Below are 19,300 nucleotides of genomic sequence, written 5' to 3' on the forward strand. Positions count from 1 at the left end.
CCGCCACCAGTTCAGCTGCGACACGCCTATCTTGAGCAACCGTGCTGGTTTGCCTTGGGCTATCTGGGTGACGTCTTCGTCGGCGCCCAGTGATGCCATCTGCGCAGCAATATTCACGATCAGTTTTTCCCTTGAGTACACCCCGCCGCCCAACTGGTAGGCCGCGGCGATCATCTCGCGCAGCTCGAGCGGCAATCGCCAGCGTCGGCGCAATTCCGAGCCATAAGGCGCACCAAACGTTCGTAGCGCGTAAGTCAGCTTCGTCTGGTCAAGCTCACCGCCTGCCAGACGCCATTCCTGCAAAACGCGCAGCAGCGCCAGATCGCCCAGGCAGTGCAACACGCCTGCGCAATAGCAGCGCCACTCGTCCACATTCTGTTGGCGGGCAATGTTGCGAGCGAATTCGGCTGTGTGGGTCGAGCGGTTCCAGCAAATTTCGGCTTGTGCGAGCAGCAGCGGGTCACTTAGGTAGGCACTGGGCCGGGTGGTCATGCCCAGCAGCAGATTCATGCTCTGCGTAGGGCCCAGCGCTTGCAAGGCCTGCATCAGCGTCAACACCGGCGCTGCGCCCTGTTTCGCCGCACTGTTGGCCGCGCTCACCAGCACCCCGGTGACTTGCGGGTCGCTGCGCACGTTGGCTTCCAGCACCTTCAGGTTCAAGCCCTCTGGCCCCAGCGCCCGCTGCACCGCCGCCTGCACGTCGCACAGCAGCGGCCCACCGTCGCAGTCCGCGCGGCGGCGCGTCAGATACTGTTCCAAAGTAGTACCGGCAGCGATCTGCGGAATCCGGCAAACCACCGCCTCTGCGGAGCCAGACAACAGGGTCTGCAGGCGCGCCTTCAAACTGGTCATATTCAAGGGTTTGGTCAGATAGGCCGTCGGCGCCAGTGGCAGCACCTCGCGCACGCTCGCGCTGTCGCTGCGCTCGCTCAACAAGATGAACGGCAAGGCCGACAGGCGAGGGCTCTTGCGCACTCCGCGCAGCAAGTCCAGACCGCTGATGCCCAGCAACTCGCGCGCTGCAATCACCAAGTCCGGTGGCTCGCGCAGATGCTCCAGCGCCTCAGGTCCCGTGGCGCACGCCTGCAGGCGCGCATCGCAACGTACACCGAGCAGCATCTGCGACAACAGATCACGCATCCAAGGGTCGGATTCGGCAATCAACACACGAGGGGGCATGCTGGTAGCGGTATTCATAGGCGCACTCCATGGGCCAGGGATGACAGCATGACAATCGGTGGTGAGTATGAACGGTACTGCAAAAAAACGAATTCAGCAGAGGGTTTTAGCGCATGACGCGCCTGGCTGCAAACGAGGTGCAAACTAAAACCACCCCATAAAAAAAACCCGCCGAAGCGGGTTTTTCTATCAAACGATCACATCACTCAAGCCAGTTCAGCAAAACACTCTTCGATGATGGCCAAGCCTTGGTCCAACAACTCGTCAGGCGCCGTCAGTGGAACCAGGATGCGCAGGACGTTTCCGTAAGTACCGCACGACAACAGAATCAAACCCTTGTCGCGCGCCTTGGCTACGACCTGGGCCACGGCTGCGGCGTTCGGCTTGTGGGTGTCGCCGCCTTCGAACAGCTCGATGGCAATCATCGCGCCCAGTGCGCGCACATCACCGATCACAGGGTACTTGGCCTGGATGGCGCGCAAACCTGCCACCAGATGCTCGCCGACTGCCTTGCTGCGATCGAGCAGGTTCTCTTCCTCGAACACTTCCATCACGGCCAGTGCCGCCGCGCAGGCGATCGGGCTGCCCGCGTAGGTGCCGCCCAGGCCACCTGGAGCGATGGCGTCCATGTACTCGGCTTTACCGCACACGCCCGCCAGAGGGAAACCGCCAGCGATGGATTTGGCGAAGGTGGTCAGGTCGGGCGCAACACCCATTTGCTCCATGGCGAAGAAGGTACCGGTACGGCCTGCGCCGGTCTGCACTTCATCGGCGATCAGCAGGATGTCGTGCTGGTCGCACAGAGCGCGCAGACGCTGCATGAAGGCTTTCGGCGCGACATAGAAGCCGCCCTCACCCTGCACCGGCTCGAGAATGATCGCTGCAATGTCACGCGGCTCGGCGTCGTTCTTGAAGATGCGCTCGATGCTGGCAATCGAATCGTCGACGCTGACGCCGTGCAGTTCGCAAGGGTACAGCGCGCGGAACACACCGCCGGGCATCAGGCCCATGCCAGCCGAGTACGGCACGACCTTACCGGTCAGGCCCAGGGTCATCATGGTACGGCCGTGGTAGGCGCCGGTGAAGGCGATCACCCCGGCACGGCCAGTGGCAGCGCGGGCGATCTTGATGGCGTTTTCGACCGCTTCGGAGCCAGTGGTGACCAGCAAGGTCTTCTTGTCGAAATCGCCGGGTACCTTGGCGTTGATCTTCTCGCAGACCTCAACGTACGGCTCGTACGCCAGCACCTGGAAGCAGGTGTGGGTCAGCTTGTGCAATTGCGCTTGCACAGCGGCGATCACCTTCGGATGAACGTGACCGGTGTTGAGCACCGCGATGCCGCCGGCAAAGTCGATGAATTCGCGACCTTCGACGTCGGTAACCGTGGCGTTCTGCGCCGACTCGGCAAAGATCGGATGAATCTGGCCCACACCGCGTGGCACGGCAGCCTGGCGGCGTTGCATCAGGGATTCGTTGGTCTTGCTCATGACATTCCTCATTCGCCGCTCATCGGTCGGCGTGATTCAAGGATAAAGCGGCCGGTAAGTACCGCAGCAGCATACGATGATCGACTGCTGCGGCCGCCGGCCGCCAAGGGTTCTGCGCGGTGGGTTACACCGAAATGCAGAGGTATTTTATTTCCAGGTAATCTTCGATGCCGTACTTGGAGCCTTCGCGGCCCAGGCCCGAGGCCTTGATGCCGCCGAACGGCGCCACTTCGTTGCTGATCAGGCCGGTGTTGATACCGACCATGCCGTATTCCAGCGCCTCGGCCACACGGAACACACGGCTCATGTCGCGGGCATAGAAGTACGACGCCAGGCCGAACTCGGTGTCGTTGGACATGGCAATCACTTCGGCCTCGTCCTGGAAGCGGAACAGCGGCGCCAGCGGACCAAAGGTTTCTTCCTTGGCCACGGCGGCGTCCTTGGAGACGTTGACCAGCACGGTCGGCTCGAAGAAGTTGCCCTGCAGCGCGTTGCCACCGGTGAGTACGGTTGCGCCCTTGCTGACCGCGTCGGCGATGTGTTCCTTGACCTTGGCCACGGCCTTGTCGTCGATCAGTGGCCCGGTAGTGGTGCCTTCTTCCAGACCGTTGCCGATCTTGAGCTTGCTCACCGCAACCTTCAGCTTCTCGGCGAACGCGTCGTAAACGCCGTCCTGCACATAGATGCGGTTGGCGCAGACGCAGGTCTGGCCATTGTTGCGGTATTTGGAAATGATCGCGCCCTCGACCGCCTTGTCCAGATCAGCGTCGTCGAACACGATGAAAGGCGCGTTGCCGCCCAATTCCAGGGACACTTTCTTGATGTCCTTGGCGCATTCGGCCATCAACTGGCGACCGATCTCGGTCGAGCCAGTGAAGCTCAGCTTGCGCACGATCGGGTTGCTGGTCAGCTCACTGCCGATGTCGCCGGCGCTGCCGGTCACGACGCTGAACACACCCTTGGGAATGCCCGCGCGTTCGGCCAGCTCAGCCAGTGCCAGTGCCGAAAACGGCGTCTGCGAGGCAGGCTTGAGCACCATGGTGCAGCCCGCAGCCAGCGCCGGGCCCGCTTTGCGGGTGATCATCGCGGCCGGGAAATTCCACGGGGTGATGGCGGCGGTCACACCGATTGGCTGCTTGATCACGATCAGACGCTTGTCTGGCTGGTGGCCGGGAATGGTGTCGCCGTAGACGCGCTTGGCTTCTTCGGCAAACCACTCGATGAACGAAGCGGCATAGACGATCTCGCCCTTGGCTTCGGCCAATGGCTTGCCTTGCTCAAGCGTCATCAAGCGCGCGAGGTCATCCTGGTTTTCGATCATCAGTTCGAACCAGCGGCGCAGCTTGTTCGACCGCTCCTTGGCGGTCAGCGCACGCCAGGCCGGCAGCGCCTTGTCGGCAGCCTCGATGGCGCGGCGAGTTTCCGCGGCGCCCATCTTCGGCACGGTGCCGAGAATTTCGTTGGTAGCAGGGTTGCTGACCTTGATGGCCTGCCCGCTGTCGGCGCCAAGCCACGCACCATCTATATAGGCTTGCTGGCGGAACAACGAGGTGTCTTTGAGCTGCATGTCGGCTTCCTTGATGGCGCCGTACGTGACGGCACGAATGGAGGGATGAAAAGGCGCCCGGGCTGAGGTGAAATACCGCATGGATGAACGCATGCGCATCGGCAACCAGACAAGAGCGTTTGAAATCTCAAACGAATCCTAGGATCTATGGCGGCAAAGGACAATAGCCGTTCGAAAAAAAGAACGATGCGCCTTGCAAGCCTGGGTATGGCCGGCTTGCGCGAGTGTCACCGTAGCAGATTACAAACGATGTGCAGGTTATCGTAATGGACGACCACCCCCGACATGGGTATCATGGCGCCCGCGTCGCACCAGTAGCTCAGCTGGATAGAGTACTGCCCTCCGAAGGCAGGGGTCATGGGTTCGAATCCCGTCTGGTGCACCATCTTCTCCTTTCCGTCCAGCACGCCCTTGTGCTGCACGATCTTAGCTTGATTGCCTCAACCCCTCGCAGCCTTTCAAATCGTCTTCGCACCCAAGAGTTCCGCATGCACGTTGCAGACAACGTCAGTATTCGCGTCTATGGCGTCAAGGCCACTCAAAGGTGACGCTCTTGCTGCCATTTTTGCAGGCGAGCAGTAGCTCGCTGGCGCTTCGACCCGCTCAATATTTATCTCTAAATATATTGAACTTTTAATGGTTCAAGCAGCATTTAAGAAAACCTTATTTTCGTGAAAATCTTCGCTAAAGATTCCCTGTGCGCGGCCGATTGGATGAACGCAGCACTGGCATGGAGTAGCCGACCGGAGAAACTAAAACAGCGATTTCGAGAGGCTCACATGTTGAAAAGTGCTTTAACCAACTTAACGGTCAGATCAAAGTTAATACTTGGTTTTACCTTAGTTATCATACTCACAGTATTGATCGCTTTGACCGGCTGGCGGGGCATCGCTTCATTGAGCGAGCGAAGCGAGCGTATCACGGACATCGCAAAGCTCAGCACACTGACGCGAGACATGCGCATAGCACGGCTGGTCTATGGCCAGAACTCTGACGACGCCAATGCCACGACTTGGCTGAAAGCCTACGAAAATCTCGATAACCATCTCGCCTACCTCAACAGCGTATTGAACTCCGAGCTTAATATTCCTCATGTGAAAGCAGCCATGGCGGCCATGAAGGAATACAAGGACCATTACAACAGCATCATTGCTGCCACCCGCGCGCGTGAAGCCAGCAGAGATGTCTTCGGCACCGCGGCCGATACCGCAGACGCCAAGTTGCGACAGCTGAATGGGCGGGCCAATTCTATGGATGGCGACGCCGAGCAACGTGATGCAGTGCTACGGGCAATCATGCTGTTTCAAAAGATGCGCTTCGATGTTCGTGGGTATACCTACACCCTTAAACCCGAGGCTCAACAGCTGGCCGTCGCCTCGATTGCCGCAGCCTCCGACTACATGAAAAGCCTGACAAGCTCCGGCCTGGATACCTCCGCTGTTGCCAGCCTGGTGGACTCGATGAACGCCTATGGATCCGCCATCAATGGATTCTCGTCTTCGCAAGCCACCATCAACCAAGGGCAGGCTGGGATCTCGAAGAACATCGAAGCCCTGCTCGGTTCGGCCAACCAACTGGCGCAGAACCAGGTCGACCTGCGTCTTGCAGACGTCAATCAGGCCAACCGGATGTTGGTGTTGTGGCTCACCGCAGCACTCGTCATGAGCGCCCTGGCGGCGTGGATCATCACTCGCCTCATAGTCGTTCCACTGCGCGAGACACTGCAGTTGGCTGACCGTGTGGCCCGCGGTGATCTGACCCACAATGAGCCGAGCACGCGCAAGGACGAAATCGGCATGCTGCAGACCAGCATGTACCAGATGACCTTGAACCTGCGCCAGTTGATAGGCGGCTTGCGTGATGGCGTCACTCAGATCGCAGGCGCGGCCGAACAGCTCTCAGCCGTCACCGAGCAAACCAGTGCCGGGGTCAATAGCCAGCGCAGCGAAACCGATCAGGTAGCGACTGCCATGAATCAAATGGCGGCGACCGTTCAGGAAGTGGCGAAAAATGCAGAGCAGGCTTCAGATACGGCAGTCAGCGCTTCCAAGGAAGTGCGCGAAGGCGATGCCGTGGTGTCCAAGGCGGTACTTCAAATCGAAACGCTTGCGGCTGAAGTCGGTCGGTCCAAAGTGGCCATGGATGAGTTGAAACAAGAAAGCAACAAGATCGGTGGCGTGCTCGACGTGATCAAGGCGGTTGCCGAGCAGACCAACTTGCTGGCACTCAACGCCGCCATCGAAGCCGCCCGCGCTGGCGAGGCCGGACGTGGTTTTGCCGTGGTTGCCGATGAAGTCCGAAGCCTCGCCCAACGTACTCAGACTTCCACCGAAGAAATTGCCACCCTGATCGACGGCCTGCACAGCCGAACTGCCCAAGTGGCGACCACCCTGGAGAACAGCCGTCTGTTGACCGATGACAGCGTGGCGCTGACCCGCGATGCAGGCACTTCGATAGGCAACATCAGCCGCTCCATTGCAACCATCGAATCAATGAACCAGCAGATAGCCGCCTCTGCCGAGGAGCAGAGCGCAGTGGCTGAAGAAATCAACCGCAGCGTGATCAATGTCCGGGACATCTCCGAGCAGACAGCGTCGGCTAGCGAAGAAACCGCATCGTCCAGTGTTGAACTGGCGCGACTGGGTGTGCATTTGCAGGGGCTGATGAGTAAGTTCGTGCTTTAACTAAGTCAGCAGCAAGGACCGCGGACTCAATATCAAAGCCTCAAGTGAAAGCTCGGGGCTTTTTTATGGGTGGCAAATAACGAGTCAGGTCAAGAACTGGTGGACCATTTTCTATTTTTTCGGCAACTTTATAGAGAACGTCGACTACTTTGACTACCTATAAGCCAATGCGAGCGGCTTGGCCGGCTCATTCCTTCCAATCACTGTCAATGGAAAGCCCCATGGACCTCACCACCCTCCTGCTTTTCATCCCCGCCTGCTTTGCCCTGAACATGGCCCCAGGGCCAAACAACCTGTTGTCCATCAACAACGCCGCCCACCATGGCTACAGGGCCGCGTGCCTGGCCGGGTTCGGGCGGCTGGTAGCATTCAGCGCGATGATCGCGCTGGCGGCCATGGGGCTGGCGGCGGTGTTGTTTGCATCCGAATGGTTGTTTCTGGCCATCAAGACGGTGGGCGCGCTCTACCTGCTGTGGCTGGCGTGGAGCCTGTGGACCAGCGAGCCCGTCGACATGGCAGCGGACTCCACGGCCGGCGGTACCAACCTGTGGCGGATGCTGCGCCGCGAGTTCCTGATCGCCGCGGGTAACCCCAAGGCGATCCTGATATTTACCGCGTTCCTGCCGCAGTTCGTCGATCCGCAACAACCCGTTGGTGCCCAGTTTGCGGTGCTCGGCGCGCTGTTTCTGGTTTTGGAATGGGTCGCGGTTGGGCTGTATGCGTACCTGGGCGTAAACCTCAAGCGCTGGCTGAATACAGTGCAGGCCAAACGTCGCTTCAATCGCGTCTGTGGTGGCTTGCTGGGGCTGGCAGGCGTTGGCCTGCTGTTCGCCCGCCGCGGGCATGCCTGAAGTGCCAGTATTGGCCGGTAGCAACTGGTAACGTCCATTCGTTAGCGTGCAACGAACCTTGTGGCAAAGCCGGCGTCCGACCTAGGCACGCTCATCGCCTAGGGTCCGCTTATGAAAGAAGCCATCGCCAAGAAATACCGTCTGATCATCAAGACCATGGGCTACGTCGGCTGGTCGCTGTTCTGGCTGCTGCTGTGGGATATCGCAGTGACCGTCGACTTCATGCTGTTTCTCAACACCAAGCTGAGCCTGCCGATCATGCCGCTGACGCTGCTGGGTTCGGCGCTGATCGTGCTGATCAGCTTTCGCAACAGCAGTGCGTACAACCGTTGGTGGGAAGCGCGAACGCTGTGGGGGTTGCTGGTCAATGCGTCGCGCAGTTATGCGCGCCAGGTGCTGACCTTGATCGACGACGCGGGCGATGACGTGAATCCGGTCAAGGCCACCTTGCTGCGGCGCCATGTGGCCTATGTAAACTGCCTGGCAGCGCACGTACGGCACATACCCTGCCCACCGGAAGTGGCAGCCTTCATCAGCGCCGAAGAATTCGAACGACGCGACAGCACCAATAACTTTTCCAACGACCTGCTCACCGGCTCGGCGACTCTGCTTGCCCGCGAGTACAAGGCCGGGCGCCTGGACAGCATCCGCCTGGCGCGCCTGGAGTCGACGCTGGTGGACATCTCCAACTGTCAGGGCGGCATGGAGCGAATCGCCAACACGCCGTTGCCCTACCCGTATGTCTATTTTCCGCGCCTGTTCATCACCGTGTTCTGCCTGATCGTACCGATCGGCCTGGTGGATTCGCTGGAATGGTTCACACCGCTGGCGTCTACCGTGGTCGGTTTCATGCTGCTGGCCATCGAGCGGATCGGCACCGACTTGCAGAGTCCGTTCAAGGTCAGCGAACATCAGATCCAGATGGATTCGCTGTGTGAGAACATCGAACGCAACCTGCAGTCGATGCAGCGAGATACTCAGGAAATGCGCTCCGCCTAGTCCTCTGCCCTTTTCGTGACCCGCGAGCGCCCTTTGCGAAGGGCGCGCGGACCCATAGCACCCACTTGGGAACCCCTTATGAAAGCCATTGCGTATACCCAGAACGGCACGGCGTCCGTGCTCACCGACCTGCAACTGCCCGCGCCCACCCCGGGCCCGCGTGATCTGCTGGTGCAGGTCCAGGCTATTTCGGTCAACCCGGTCGACACCAAGGTGCGCAGCGGCGCCGCCGTCACCGAGCCGCGCGTGCTGGGCTGGGATGCGGTCGGCGTGGTGCAGCAGGTAGGTGATCAGGTCAGCCTGTTCAAGGTCGGCGACAGCGTGTTCTACGCCGGCGCCATCGACCGCCCGGGCAGCAACAGCGAGCTGCATCTGGTGGATGAGCGGATCGTCGGGCACAAGCCGCAAAGCTTGGACAACGCCCATGCCGCCGCCCTGCCGCTGACTTCGATCACCGCGTGGGAGTTGCTGTTCGACCGCCTGGGCGTGCCCGAGGGCGGTGGCGAAGGCCAGAGCCTGTTGATCATCGGCGCGGCAGGTGGCGTCGGCTCGATCCTCACCCAACTGGCGCGCAAGCTCACCAATCTGACCGTGATCGGCACTGCCTCGCGGGACGAAACACGCCAGTGGGTGACCGACCTGGGCGCCCATCATGTCATCGATCACAGCAAGCCGTTGGTGGCGCAGCTGGAGGCCATCGGCGTCGGCCAGGTCGACCATGTCGCCAGCCTGACCCACACCGACACGCACTTCGCGCAATTGATCGAGGCCCTGCGCCCCCAGGGTCAGCTAGCCCTGATCGATGATCCGAAGAGCCTCGACGTGATGCCGATGAAGCGCAAGGCGCTGTCGCTGCACTGGGAACTGATGTTCACTCGCTCATTGTTCCAGACCCCGGACATGATCAAGCAGCACGAGCTGCTCGAGCGAGTGGCCGAACTGGTCGACAGCGGCGTGCTGCGTACCACCCTGGGTGAGCACTACGGCGCGATCAATGCCGCCAACCTGATCCGCGCTCACGAGCTGATCGAAAGCGGCACGGCCAAGGGCAAGATCGTTCTGGAAGGCTTCTAAGCCCCTCAACCAGCCCGGTCAACGTGGCCCGACCAACGTGGCCCGACTCAACGCGCGCCCGGCGCCTGCCGGGCGCTTTCCCAACCGCCGCCCAAGGCCAGGAACAGGTTGATCTGCTCCATGGCCACCTGGGTGTTGGCCGCCGCCAGTTGGCCACGCACGTCGGTGTAGGTGCGCGTTGCCTGCAGATCCGCCAGGAACGATGCACGGCCGGCTGTGAAGAACTGATGCGTCTGATCCGCTGCCTGCTTCGCTGACTGCTCGGCGTCGGCCAGGGCATCGCGGCGCTGCAGCAAGGCGGCGTATTGCGCCAGGCCCGTTTGGGTTTCGCGAATGGCGTTGAGTACCACACCGTCGAAATTGGCCAAGGCGGCCTGGGTCGACGCTTCGGTTTCGCGAATCCGCGCACGCGCCCCGTTGGTGGGAACGTTCCAGTTGATCAACGGGCCGATGCCCCAGCGGTTGGTCGCCGGGTGCCCAAGGTCGTCGAGAATACCGACCGTGCCAACCGTGGCGCCAATGCTGATGTCTGGATACAACTGCCCGGTCGCCACACCGATGTTGGCGGTGGCTGCCGCCAGCCGGCGTTCGGCCTGGCGGATGTCGGGACGGCGCTTGAGCAATGCGGCACCGTCGCCGACCGGCATCAGCTGGTTGATGTGGGGCAGCTCCGCACACCCGACCACATCGGCCGGAAGCTGTGCCACCGGTGTCGCCAGCAGCATCGACAGTTTGTACAGCCCCGCCTGGCGTGACGCCTGATAGCGCGGCAGCTCTGCGCCCAGGGACTTGTACTGGGTTTCGGAGCGGGTGACCTGGGTCTCGTCGCCCCGGCCGGCATCGCGCAGGCGCTGGGTCAGCTGCACGCCTTCTTGCTGCAACTGCAGCGAATGCCGGGCGATCTCGTATTCCTCGTTGGCTGCGCACACCTGGGTATAGGCGCGCACCACATCCGCCACTACGGTGATACGCGCCGTATCGGCAGCCGCCTGGGTGGCATCGGCATTGGCGCGCGCCGCTTCGATGCCACGCTTGAGCGTGCCCCACAGGTCGAACTGGTAGGACAGGTTGAGCGAAGCGCTGCCCAGGTTATCCACCGGCAGCTTTTCCGTCATCAGGAACGCCTCGCCCGACTCCTGTAACCGCTGCGCCTCGGCCTTGGCGTTGAAGTCGAAACCGCCTTCGGCCTGGGCCTGCTCGATCTGCGCCCGCGAACGGGCAATGTTGGCGGCCGCCACACGCAGGTCGGTGTTGGACGCCATGGCCTGACGCACCAGCGCATCCAGGCGCGGGTCGTGGTACAGCTTCCACCAGTCCTGCGGCACCGGTGCCGAGACCACGTTGCTGTCACCTTGGGCCAGCGCACCCTGCAGATCGGCGCGGTTGAGTGCAGCTTCCGGTGGGGTCTGGTAGTCGGGCCCGACCATCTGGCAGGCCGACAGCAACAGCGCGGCAGCGAGGCTGGACAGACGCAGGGCCTTGCTCATGGTGTCGCTCCCGCCACCGCACCGTCTTCGATGATGGACACCGTGGCGGTGCGGCCGGCAATCAGGCGATAGCCATCGGGCAGGTTTTCGAAGGCGATGCGCACGGGGATTCGCTGCGCCAGGCGCACCCAGCTGAAGGCGGGGTTGACGTTGGGCAGCAGGTTGCTGCCGCTGCTCCGATCGCGGTCTTCGATGCCGGCCGAGATACTCTGCACCCGGCCCTGCAAGCGGGTGTTGTCGCCCATCATGCGAATGTCTACCGCCTGGCCAACATGGATCACGCCCAGTTTGGTCTCTTCGAAATAGCCATCGATATGAAACGAGGTGCCATCCACCACGGCCATTACGGCGCGGCCTGCGGTGACAAATTCGTGTGGACGGGGCGCGCGATCATTGATGAAGCCATCCACCGGGCTGCGGATCACCGAACGATCGAGGTTCAGTTGCGCGGCGTCCACCGCGACCTGGGCCTCGGACAAGGCGGCCTGGGCACGCAGCTGGCGCGACTGGCTCTCTTCGAGCTGCTCGCGGGCCACCAGGTTGCCGAGGCTGCGGTTGCGCCGCAGTTCGCGCTCGGCCTGGGCCAGAGTTTCCTTGCGCTCGGCCATGCTCGCCTGGGCCTGGCGCAGGGCCAGGCGAAAGCGGTCCTGGTCGATGGTGAACAGCACATCGCCAGCCTTGATCGATTGGTTGTCGTGCACGTTGATGTGTTCGATCAGGCCGGACACATCCGGCGCGATCTGGATGATGTCGGCGCGCACGTGCCCGTCACGGGTCCAGGGTGCATACATGTAGTACATCACCATGCGCCAGACGATGAACGCAGCCAGGCACACGAACAGCAGGGTCAGGACCAGACGGCCAAAGGTGAGGATCGGTTTTTTCATAGCATCAGGCTTCGACAGATGGCGTCTACCGCGCCGAGCAGCACAGCGTAGAGAGCGACGTTGAAAAGAGCCCGGTGCCAGACCAGGCGGTAGAAATGCAGGCGGTTGAGCACGCCATGCAGTAGCAGAAACAGGCCGTAGGTGAACACCATCATCACCAGCACGGTGGGCAGGAAAATCCCGCTGATATCCAGTTCACCAATCACAGCGGTGCTCCATCGATGCCATGCGGCAGGTGTTCGGCGGCATCGCCCGCCTCGGTGACCACTTCGGCACCTGGCAGCAGCGCCAGGCGCAGACCGCTCAGCGCGTGCAGCAAATGCTCGCGGGCTTCTTCGGCCTCGCCCATGGCTTGCACGGTCAGGCCACGGCGCGCGCGGTCCATGGTCATGAGCAGACCCATGGGGGCAGGCAGGCGTTCACTGGCCTTGCGACAGGCCTGGAAATACCCGCCCACCTCTTCTATCACCTGATGCAGCAACGGCCGTACGGCAGCGGGCACCCGCGGGCTGTAGGCCTGCATGTCGAGCAGGTTCAGCGCCACGCGCACATCGCGCAGCGCGGCACCGGTGTCCTGGCCAGTCATGGTCAGGCGCGGCAGGTGCTGCATCAACCGGTCGAGCATCTGCACGCCCATCGCCCGCTGTTCGGCCAGGCTCGCCGGACGGGTGATATGCACCACGTCGCGCCAACTGAAACGGGTCAGGCGCTTGGCCGCCAGTTCCACGCCGAAGGGGCGCACCACCAGGGTCCAGATGAACGCGAACAGCAGCCCGACAGGACCTGCCAGGTTGCTGTTGGCAAAATTCATGAAGTCCGCGTCGTAGGCGCCCTGGATGCTGATGAACGACGAGGTGTTGACGATGGTCAGCAAGGTGCCCAGAAAGAAGCGCGGCTGCACGGTCAGCGTGCCGACGACGATGAAGGGCACCGAGAAGGCCAGCACCAGCATCGGGAAGTCATGCAGGTTGGGTAGCACCAGAAACAGATAGAGGCTGGCAAACACCACCGACATCACGGTCCAGAAGAAGAACCGGTAGATCTGTGGCGCCGGGTCGTCCATGGCGGCGAAGAAACTGCAGGCCACCGCCGCCAGGATCACCGCGCTGGCACCGTCGGTCCAGCCCAGCAGAATCCACAGTACCGAAGCGACGATGATCGCCGTGACCGTGGAAAACACCGAATACAACATCAGGCCGCGATCCAGGAACGGCTTGAGTCGGCCCAGGCGCCAGTGCCGGTAGACCGCCCGCCAAGGCACGCGACTATCGGTCTTGATCGCCAGTTCCAGGCTGCGCAGGTCCTGCCACAGGTCGACCCATTCGCCCAGTCGGTACACCGCGTTGGAAAACAGCAGCTCGCGACGGTCGTCCAGTTGCGCAGGGCTCGGGCGGATGGCTTGCAGCTCATCGCGCAGGGCTTGCCATCGGGCCTGGCTGGGATCGTCGACGCTGTCCTTGAGCCACTGCCGCGCCAGGGCCATGACCGGCGCCAGGCGTGCCACCAGTTCGGGGGTGCGGCGTTCGATGGCAAACAGCGCATCGTCCAGCGCATCGATGACCGGCAGCAGGTGGATCATGCGCCCGCGCAGCTCCCCCGCGTTGCGCACCAACTGCGGCCGTGCGCCTTCGTGGGGAAGCTGGCCGATCATCATTTCCAGCGAGTTGAACGTGCCGACCATGGCCGAACGCAGCGGGCCTACTTCGTCGGCTTTCACATCGCGCGCCAGAAAGTGGTCGCTGTAGCCCGCGGCATCTTCGAACCATTTGCCAGCGGCGCCGATGAACACCGGCGTGAGCCGACGCGGCCAGAACATTGCGCCCACCACAGCGGCGCAGACGATGCCCAGGCAGATTTCCTGGAAACGCGAGCTGGCGATGTCGAATACGGCGGTGGGGTTGTCCACCACCGGCAGGGCGATCAGCGGCAGGGTGTAGCCCGACAGCATGAAGGCGTAGCTGTTGGCCGTGCGCAGGTGCAACGACAGGTACAGCAGCGTGCCGGTCCACAGGGCGATGACTGTGGCCAGCAGGAAGGGCGTCTGCACGAACAGCGGCACGAACAGCACCGCAGCGGCAGCGCCGGTGAAGGTACCTACCGCACGGTACACCGCCTTGGAACTGGTGGGCCCGACGAAGGGGCTGGAGACGATGTAGACGGTGGCCATCGCCCAGTAGGGCCGTGGCATCTGCAAGAGCATGGCGATGTACAGCGCGATCATCGACGCAGCGAAGGTTCGCACGCCGTAGAACCAGTCACGGGCCGGTGGTACGTCGCTGAAAAAACCTTTCACGGGTAGCCACCCGGCGTGCCCTGTCCCGCTTCCTCGAAGGCACGCACCACACGCAATGCCGCTTCCAGATCCGCCGGGGCGATGTCCTTGAGCACTTCGCGGCGCAGGCGTACCAATTCGCCTTCGATGGACTCGGCCAGATCGCGGCCGCTGGTGGTCAGGCTCAGGGCCTTGGCGCGGCGGTCGGTCGGGTCTTCGGTGCGGACCACGAAGCCGGCCGTGCAGAGCTGGTCGAGCAGCCGCACCAGCGAGGGGCTTTCCAGGCCGGCCGCCTGGGCAACCGTAACCTGCCGGACGCCGTCACCCAGGCGCACGATGAGCAACAGCGGCACGGCGCAGGCTTCGGACACGCCATAGTTGGCCAGGGTGGCCTGACAGATACGGCGCCAGTGACGCGAAGCGACCACCATGCCGCTGCTGATGTTCAGCTGGAGCTTGTCGATATTCATCGGAAGGGTGCGAATATTCATAGTTTGCTAACTATCTATATTCGCGGAACGGAAACATTTCGTCAAGAATGCCCGACCGAATGCAATCCCTTGTAGGAGCGGTCATCGGCCGCGAAAAATACGCCGCAGGGTGTCAGACACACCCTACAAGCCCTTCGCGGCCACAGACCGCTCCCACAGGTGATCGCATTTCACCCGTGGGAGCGGTCATCGGCCGCGAAAAGCGCACCGCGGTGTACCAGACACACCCTACAAACCCTTCGCGGCCGCAGACCGCCCCCACAGGCGATCGCATTTCACCCGTAGGAGCGGTCATCGGCCGCGAAAAGCACACCGCGGTGTACCAGACACACCCTACAAACCCTTGGCGGCCGCCGACCGCTCCCACAGGTGATCGCATTTCACCCGTGGGAGCGGTCATCGGCCGCGAAAAGCACACCGCGGTGTACCAGGCACACCCTACAAACCCTTCGCGGCCGCAGACCGCTCCTACAGGCGATCGCATTTCACCCGTGGGAGCGGTCATCGGCCGCGAAAAGCGCACCGCGGTGTACCAGACACACCCTACAAACCCTTCGCGGCCGCAGACCGCTCCTACAGGTGATCGCATTTCACCCGTGGGAGCGGTCATGGGCCGCGAAGGGCTTGCGAACCTATCGTTCGTGCAACGCTTCGGCGCGGGACTTGATGATGGGCTTGAGCAGGTAGCTCAGCACGCTCTTCTTGCCGGTAATGATGTCAACCGACGCCACCATCCCCGGGATGATCAGCAACGGCTTCTCATCGGAGCCCAGGTGGCTCTTGTTGGTCCGCAGCTTGATCAGATAGAAGGTGTTCTTCTTTTCTTCATCCTGCACCGTGTCGGCACCGATCTGTTCGAGAGTACCTTCCAGCCCGCCATAGATGGTGTAGTCATAGGCCGTGAACTTGATCATCGCCTTCTGCCCGGGGTGCAGGAACGCGATGTCCTGCGGACGAATGCGCGCCTCCACCAGCAAACTGTCATCCAGCGGCACGATCTCGGCCATGTCGCTGCCGGGCTGGATCACTCCACCCACGGTGTTGACCAGTACCTGCTTGACGATCCCGCGTACTGGCGAGGTCACCATGGTACGGCTCACCCGATCTTCCAGGCCCTTGGCCGTGGCCTGGGTCTTGGCCAGATCAGTACGCGCCTCGTTCAACTGGGTCAGTGCCTCGCTGCGGAACTTGCCGCGCGTCTCGTCGATCTTGCGCTGCACCTCGCCAATGGCCGCCTGGGCACGCGGCACTGCCAGCGTGGTACCGTCGAGCATGCCACGGGTTTCCACTTCCGAGCGCCGCAGACGCAGCACTTCGACCGGCGAAATCGCACCCCTGGCCACCAACGGCTCCGACATGCTGATCTCCTGGCGCAGCAGGTTCAGGCTGTTGCGGTATTGTTCAGCCTTGGAGCTGAACTCACGCAATTCCTGCTGACGCTGCACCAGCTGTTGCTGCAAGCCACCGATTTCATCGGCCAACTGCTGGCGACGGCTCATGTACAGCGACTCTTCGTTGGCCGCCTGATTGGGCACCGACTTGCGCGCCTGGGCGGTAATGTTCAACGGCCGGTTTTCCACCTCGGCACTCAGACGCTCCACGCGCAGCTCCATGGCCACACGATCGGCTTCGGTTTCGCCGACATTGGAAGCGAAACGTGTGTCGTCCAGACGAATCAGCGGTGCGCCCGCCTCCACGATCTGCCCTTCCTTGACGTAGATCTGGGCGACGATACCGCCCTCCAGGTTCTGGATTTTCTGGATGCGCGACGAAGGGATTGCCTTGCCGTCGCCCTTGGTCACCTCGTCGATCACCGCGAAGTGCGCCCAGGTGAGCAGGAACACGAAGAATGCGATGACGCCCCAGATGGTCAGGCGCACGATGCGCGGCGCATCGTCGATCAGCGCCTTCTCGACCTCGGGCAAGGGCTGGCCTTCCAACGAATCGGAGCCCTTGAAATAACGTACGAGGGAATTCTTGAAGCCGCCGGAGGAGGATTTAAGCAACACTGATCTGCCCCTTCTTCAACGCTTCCATGACAGCAGCCTTCGGCCCGTCAGCCAGAATCTGCCCACGGTCGATCACCAACAGGCGGTCGACCAGGCTCAGCAGCGAAGCGCGGTGGGTAACCAGAATCACGGTCTTGTTCTCGATGACGGCTTGCAGGCGCGCCTTCAGGCGCTCCTCGCCGGTGTTGTCCATGGCGCTGGTCGGTTCGTCCAGCAGGAGAATCGGTGGATTGAGCAACAGTGAGCGCGCCAACGCCACGTTCTGCCGCTGGCCGCCGGACAGGTTCTGTCCACGCTCGCCGACCTGCAGTTCATAACCCTGCGGATGCAGGCGGGCGAATTCATGCACGCCGGCCAGTTCGGCGGCCTGCAGCACCATTTCATCATCGACGTAGCGGGCCCCGGACACCAGGTTGTCACGCAGCGTGCCGGACAGCAGCTGAATGTCCTGCGGCACGTAGCCGATGTTGTGGCGCAGTTCGCTGACGTCGATCTGACGAATGTCCACGCCATCGACCAGCAAGGAACCGGCATCAGGCTGGTACAGCCCCACCAGCAACTTGGCCAGCGAACTCTTGCCCGAACCACTGCGGCCAATGATGCCGATCTTCTCGCCGGGGCGCACGGTCAGGTTGATCCCGTGCAAAGCCTGGTTCTGCTGATTGGGGTAGGTGAAATCGACGTTGCGAAACTCCATCGCACCCTGCAGCACCTGACGGCTCAGCGGACGCTCGTCGAAGTTGCGCTCCTGCGGCAGCTCCATCATCTGGTCGACCGAGACCATGGTGACCTTGGCCTGCTGGTAGCGAGTCAGCAGACCGGACAACTGTGCCAATGGCGCCAGCGCGCGACCGCTCAACATGTAGCAGGCCACCAGGCCGCCCATGCTCAGGTTGCCTTCGATGATCTGATACACACCGAAAATGATGATCGCCACACCGGCCAGTTGCTGGATCAGCAGGGTGATGTTCATGGCCAGGCTGGACAGGGTCTTGACCCGCAATTCCAGGCGGCTGAGCGTACCGATGGTCTGTTCCCACTGGTACTGGCGCTCGCTTTCGGCGTTGTTGACCTTGACCGCATCGAGGCCGCCCAGGGTCTCGATCAGGCTCGACTGACGCTCGGCGGCCAGGGCCATGGTCCGCTCCAGGGTCTTGGTCAGCGGCTTCTGCAGGAAATGGCCGATGCCCAGCGCCAGCGGGAACGCGATGATCGGAATCCATACCAGGTGCCCACCCAGCAGTGCAATGACCAGCAAGATGAGAATGGTGAACGGCAGGTCGATCAGGCTGGTCAGGGTCAGCGACGTCAGAAAGTCGCGCATGCCCTGGAATTCGTGGATGTTCTGCGCATAACTGCCTACCCGAGCCGGGCGGCTTTTCATCGACATGCCGACGATGCGCTCGAACAGCGTGGCCGAGATGATCAGGTCGGTCTTCTTGCCGGCCAGATCCAGGCACAGACTGCGCAGGCCCTTGAGCAAGAGGTCGAACAGGTAGGCACCACAGATGCCCACCGCCAGCACCCACAGGGTCGCAGTGGCCTGGTTGGGCACGACTCGGTCGTACACGTTCATCACGAACAAGGGTGCAGCCAGAGCGATGATGTTGATCACCAGGCTGGCGGCAATGGCATCGGCATACAGCCAACGCGAGCGCTTGAGGGTGTCACGGAACCAGGAATGGGCGCGGGGGATCAGCGAGCCGTTGGTCACGTCGAACTTGTGCTGCGGCTGGGCGAAAAACACCCGGCCAGTGAAGTCTTGAGTCAGCACCTCGCGCGCCACGCGCACCTCACCGCCATCGCTTTCGCTGAGCAGCAAGCGCGCGGTATCGCCTTCCCAGCCCAGCAGCACGGCGCACCGTGCGTCCTTGAGCATCAGCATGGCCGGCAGTGCGATGGAAGGAATCTGCTCCAGCTTGCGCTGCAACACGCGGCCCTGCAGACCCGCACGCGCGGCGGCGCGCGGCAACAGGTCGGCGGTCAGGCGCTGCGAAGGCAGCGGCAGGCCTGTGGTCAGCATGGCCCGGCTGGCGGGCTTGTGGTGCAGCGAACACAGGGTCAGCAGGCCATCGAGCAACGGGTCGTCGTGCTGGCTGCGTGGATCCTGGCTGAGTAGTACCGAACTTAATTCCGAATCCACGCTGACACTCTCTTATCGCTCATTGAACACCTTGGTCCCATCGGGATCATTTCATCCCGCCTGGTCTTGTAGCGGTTTGGGTTGTATTTGCACAACGGATGCCAGCGTACACGGGGGTGACTGGCTTCGCATGGGCGGGTTTGACGATTGGCCGTCGGGGTGTTTCACCA

14 protein-coding genes, 1 tRNA gene and 1 pseudogene are annotated in these 19,300 nt (G+C 62.0%); 6 read left to right on the plus strand and 10 right to left on the minus strand.

Annotated elements, in window-relative coordinates; translation table 11 throughout:
• The 3 genes from IFT57_RS26625 to gabD form a co-directional block, all read right to left on the minus strand.
• Positions 1-1,197 (minus strand): HDOD domain-containing protein (locus tag IFT57_RS26625; protein WP_192153213.1); only part of this gene is annotated, 1,197 nt, incomplete at its 3' end.
• Positions 1,198-1,385: 188 nt separating this feature from the next.
• A complete protein-coding gene (gene gabT, locus IFT57_RS26630) occupies positions 1,386-2,666 on the minus strand; it encodes a 4-aminobutyrate--2-oxoglutarate transaminase (protein ID WP_192153214.1) in 1,281 nt (426 codons plus the stop codon).
• 124 nt (positions 2,667-2,790) lie between these two features.
• Complete coding sequence (gene gabD, locus IFT57_RS26635) at positions 2,791-4,233, minus strand: NADP-dependent succinate-semialdehyde dehydrogenase (protein WP_122795954.1); 1,443 nt, start codon at positions 4,231-4,233, stop codon at positions 2,791-2,793.
• Positions 4,234-4,541: 308 nt separating this feature from the next.
• Between gabD and IFT57_RS26640 the strand changes: the two genes are divergently transcribed.
• The 6 genes and pseudogenes from IFT57_RS26640 to IFT57_RS26660 all read left to right on the plus strand — a co-directional run bounded on the left by IFT57_RS26640 (position 4,542) and on the right by IFT57_RS26660 (position 9,841).
• Positions 4,542-4,618, plus strand: a tRNA-Arg gene (locus tag IFT57_RS26640).
• A gap of 394 nt (positions 4,619-5,012) precedes the next feature.
• Positions 5,013-6,062, plus strand: a pseudogene (locus tag IFT57_RS27375) (methyl-accepting chemotaxis protein); the annotation flags it as partial.
• A gap of 141 nt (positions 6,063-6,203) precedes the next feature.
• Positions 6,204-6,917, plus strand: a complete 714-nt coding sequence (locus tag IFT57_RS27380; protein ID WP_446731224.1) for a methyl-accepting chemotaxis protein — start codon at positions 6,204-6,206, stop codon at positions 6,915-6,917.
• Between the two features lie 221 nt (positions 6,918-7,138).
• A complete protein-coding gene (locus IFT57_RS26650) occupies positions 7,139-7,768 on the plus strand; it encodes a LysE family translocator (protein ID WP_192153215.1) in 630 nt (209 codons plus the stop codon).
• A gap of 111 nt (positions 7,769-7,879) precedes the next feature.
• Complete coding sequence (locus IFT57_RS26655) at positions 7,880-8,767, plus strand: bestrophin family protein (RefSeq protein ID WP_122714236.1); 888 nt, start codon at positions 7,880-7,882, stop codon at positions 8,765-8,767.
• Between the two features lie 78 nt (positions 8,768-8,845).
• On the plus strand, positions 8,846-9,841 hold the full coding sequence (locus tag IFT57_RS26660) for a zinc-binding alcohol dehydrogenase family protein (protein WP_192153216.1): 996 nt from the start codon (positions 8,846-8,848) through the stop codon (positions 9,839-9,841).
• Between the two features lie 47 nt (positions 9,842-9,888).
• On the opposite strand, the gene IFT57_RS26665 is transcribed toward IFT57_RS26660, so the two are convergent.
• The 7 genes from IFT57_RS26665 to IFT57_RS26695 form a co-directional block, all read right to left on the minus strand.
• Positions 9,889-11,328, minus strand: coding sequence for an efflux transporter outer membrane subunit (locus IFT57_RS26665; RefSeq protein WP_192153217.1), 1,440 nt, complete (start codon positions 11,326-11,328; stop codon positions 9,889-9,891).
• Positions 11,325-12,215, minus strand: coding sequence for an efflux RND transporter periplasmic adaptor subunit (locus IFT57_RS26670; RefSeq protein WP_192153218.1), 891 nt, complete (start codon positions 12,213-12,215; stop codon positions 11,325-11,327). Before IFT57_RS26670 ends, IFT57_RS26665 begins: the two co-directional genes overlap by 4 nt.
• Positions 12,212-12,421: a DUF1656 domain-containing protein gene (locus IFT57_RS26675; protein WP_043191852.1), complete on the minus strand. Its 210-nt coding sequence runs from the start codon at positions 12,419-12,421 to the stop codon at positions 12,212-12,214. The genes IFT57_RS26670 and IFT57_RS26675 overlap by 4 nt, the downstream gene beginning before the upstream one ends.
• Positions 12,418-14,508 carry an FUSC family protein gene (locus IFT57_RS26680; protein ID WP_192153219.1) on the minus strand — a complete coding sequence of 697 codons (2,091 nt, stop codon included), beginning with the start codon at positions 14,506-14,508 and terminating at the stop codon, positions 12,418-12,420. The genes IFT57_RS26675 and IFT57_RS26680 overlap by 4 nt, the downstream gene beginning before the upstream one ends.
• A complete protein-coding gene (locus tag IFT57_RS26685; protein ID WP_122480647.1) occupies positions 14,505-14,957 on the minus strand; it encodes a MarR family winged helix-turn-helix transcriptional regulator in 453 nt (150 codons plus the stop codon). Before IFT57_RS26685 ends, IFT57_RS26680 begins: the two co-directional genes overlap by 4 nt.
• A gap of 653 nt (positions 14,958-15,610) precedes the next feature.
• Entirely contained in the window at positions 15,611-16,987 is a 1,377-nt protein-coding gene (locus tag IFT57_RS26690; protein WP_122714232.1) for an HlyD family type I secretion periplasmic adaptor subunit, read from the minus strand.
• A complete protein-coding gene (locus IFT57_RS26695) occupies positions 16,977-19,130 on the minus strand; it encodes a type I secretion system permease/ATPase (protein ID WP_122795822.1) in 2,154 nt (717 codons plus the stop codon). Before IFT57_RS26695 ends, IFT57_RS26690 begins: the two co-directional genes overlap by 11 nt.
• Positions 19,131-19,300: the final 170 nt, after the last annotated feature.

The sequence above is a fragment of the Pseudomonas sp. CFBP 13719 genome (assembly GCF_014842095.1).
Lineage (GTDB): Bacteria > Pseudomonadota > Gammaproteobacteria > Pseudomonadales > Pseudomonadaceae > Aquipseudomonas.

Bases quoted from the DNA above. Each gene is read 5' to 3' on its own strand.
- IFT57_RS26660 (WP_192153216.1), top strand. From the start codon at position 8,846: ATGAAAGCCATTGCGTATACCCAGAACGGCACGGCGTCCGTGCTCACC.
- IFT57_RS26665 (WP_192153217.1), bottom strand. From the start codon at position 11,328: ATGAGCAAGGCCCTGCGTCTGTCCAGCCTCGCTGCCGCGCTGTTGCTG.
- IFT57_RS26655 (WP_122714236.1), top strand. From the start codon at position 7,880: ATGAAAGAAGCCATCGCCAAGAAATACCGTCTGATCATCAAGACCATG.
- gabD (WP_122795954.1), bottom strand. From the start codon at position 4,233: ATGCAGCTCAAAGACACCTCGTTGTTCCGCCAGCAAGCCTATATAGAT.
- IFT57_RS26670 (WP_192153218.1), bottom strand. From the start codon at position 12,215: ATGAAAAAACCGATCCTCACCTTTGGCCGTCTGGTCCTGACCCTGCTG.
- IFT57_RS26685 (WP_122480647.1), bottom strand. From the start codon at position 14,957: ATGAATATCGACAAGCTCCAGCTGAACATCAGCAGCGGCATGGTGGTC.
- IFT57_RS27380 (WP_446731224.1), top strand. From the start codon at position 6,204: ATGAATCAAATGGCGGCGACCGTTCAGGAAGTGGCGAAAAATGCAGAG.
- gabT (WP_192153214.1), bottom strand. From the start codon at position 2,666: ATGAGCAAGACCAACGAATCCCTGATGCAACGCCGCCAGGCTGCCGTG.
- IFT57_RS26650 (WP_192153215.1), top strand. From the start codon at position 7,139: ATGGACCTCACCACCCTCCTGCTTTTCATCCCCGCCTGCTTTGCCCTG.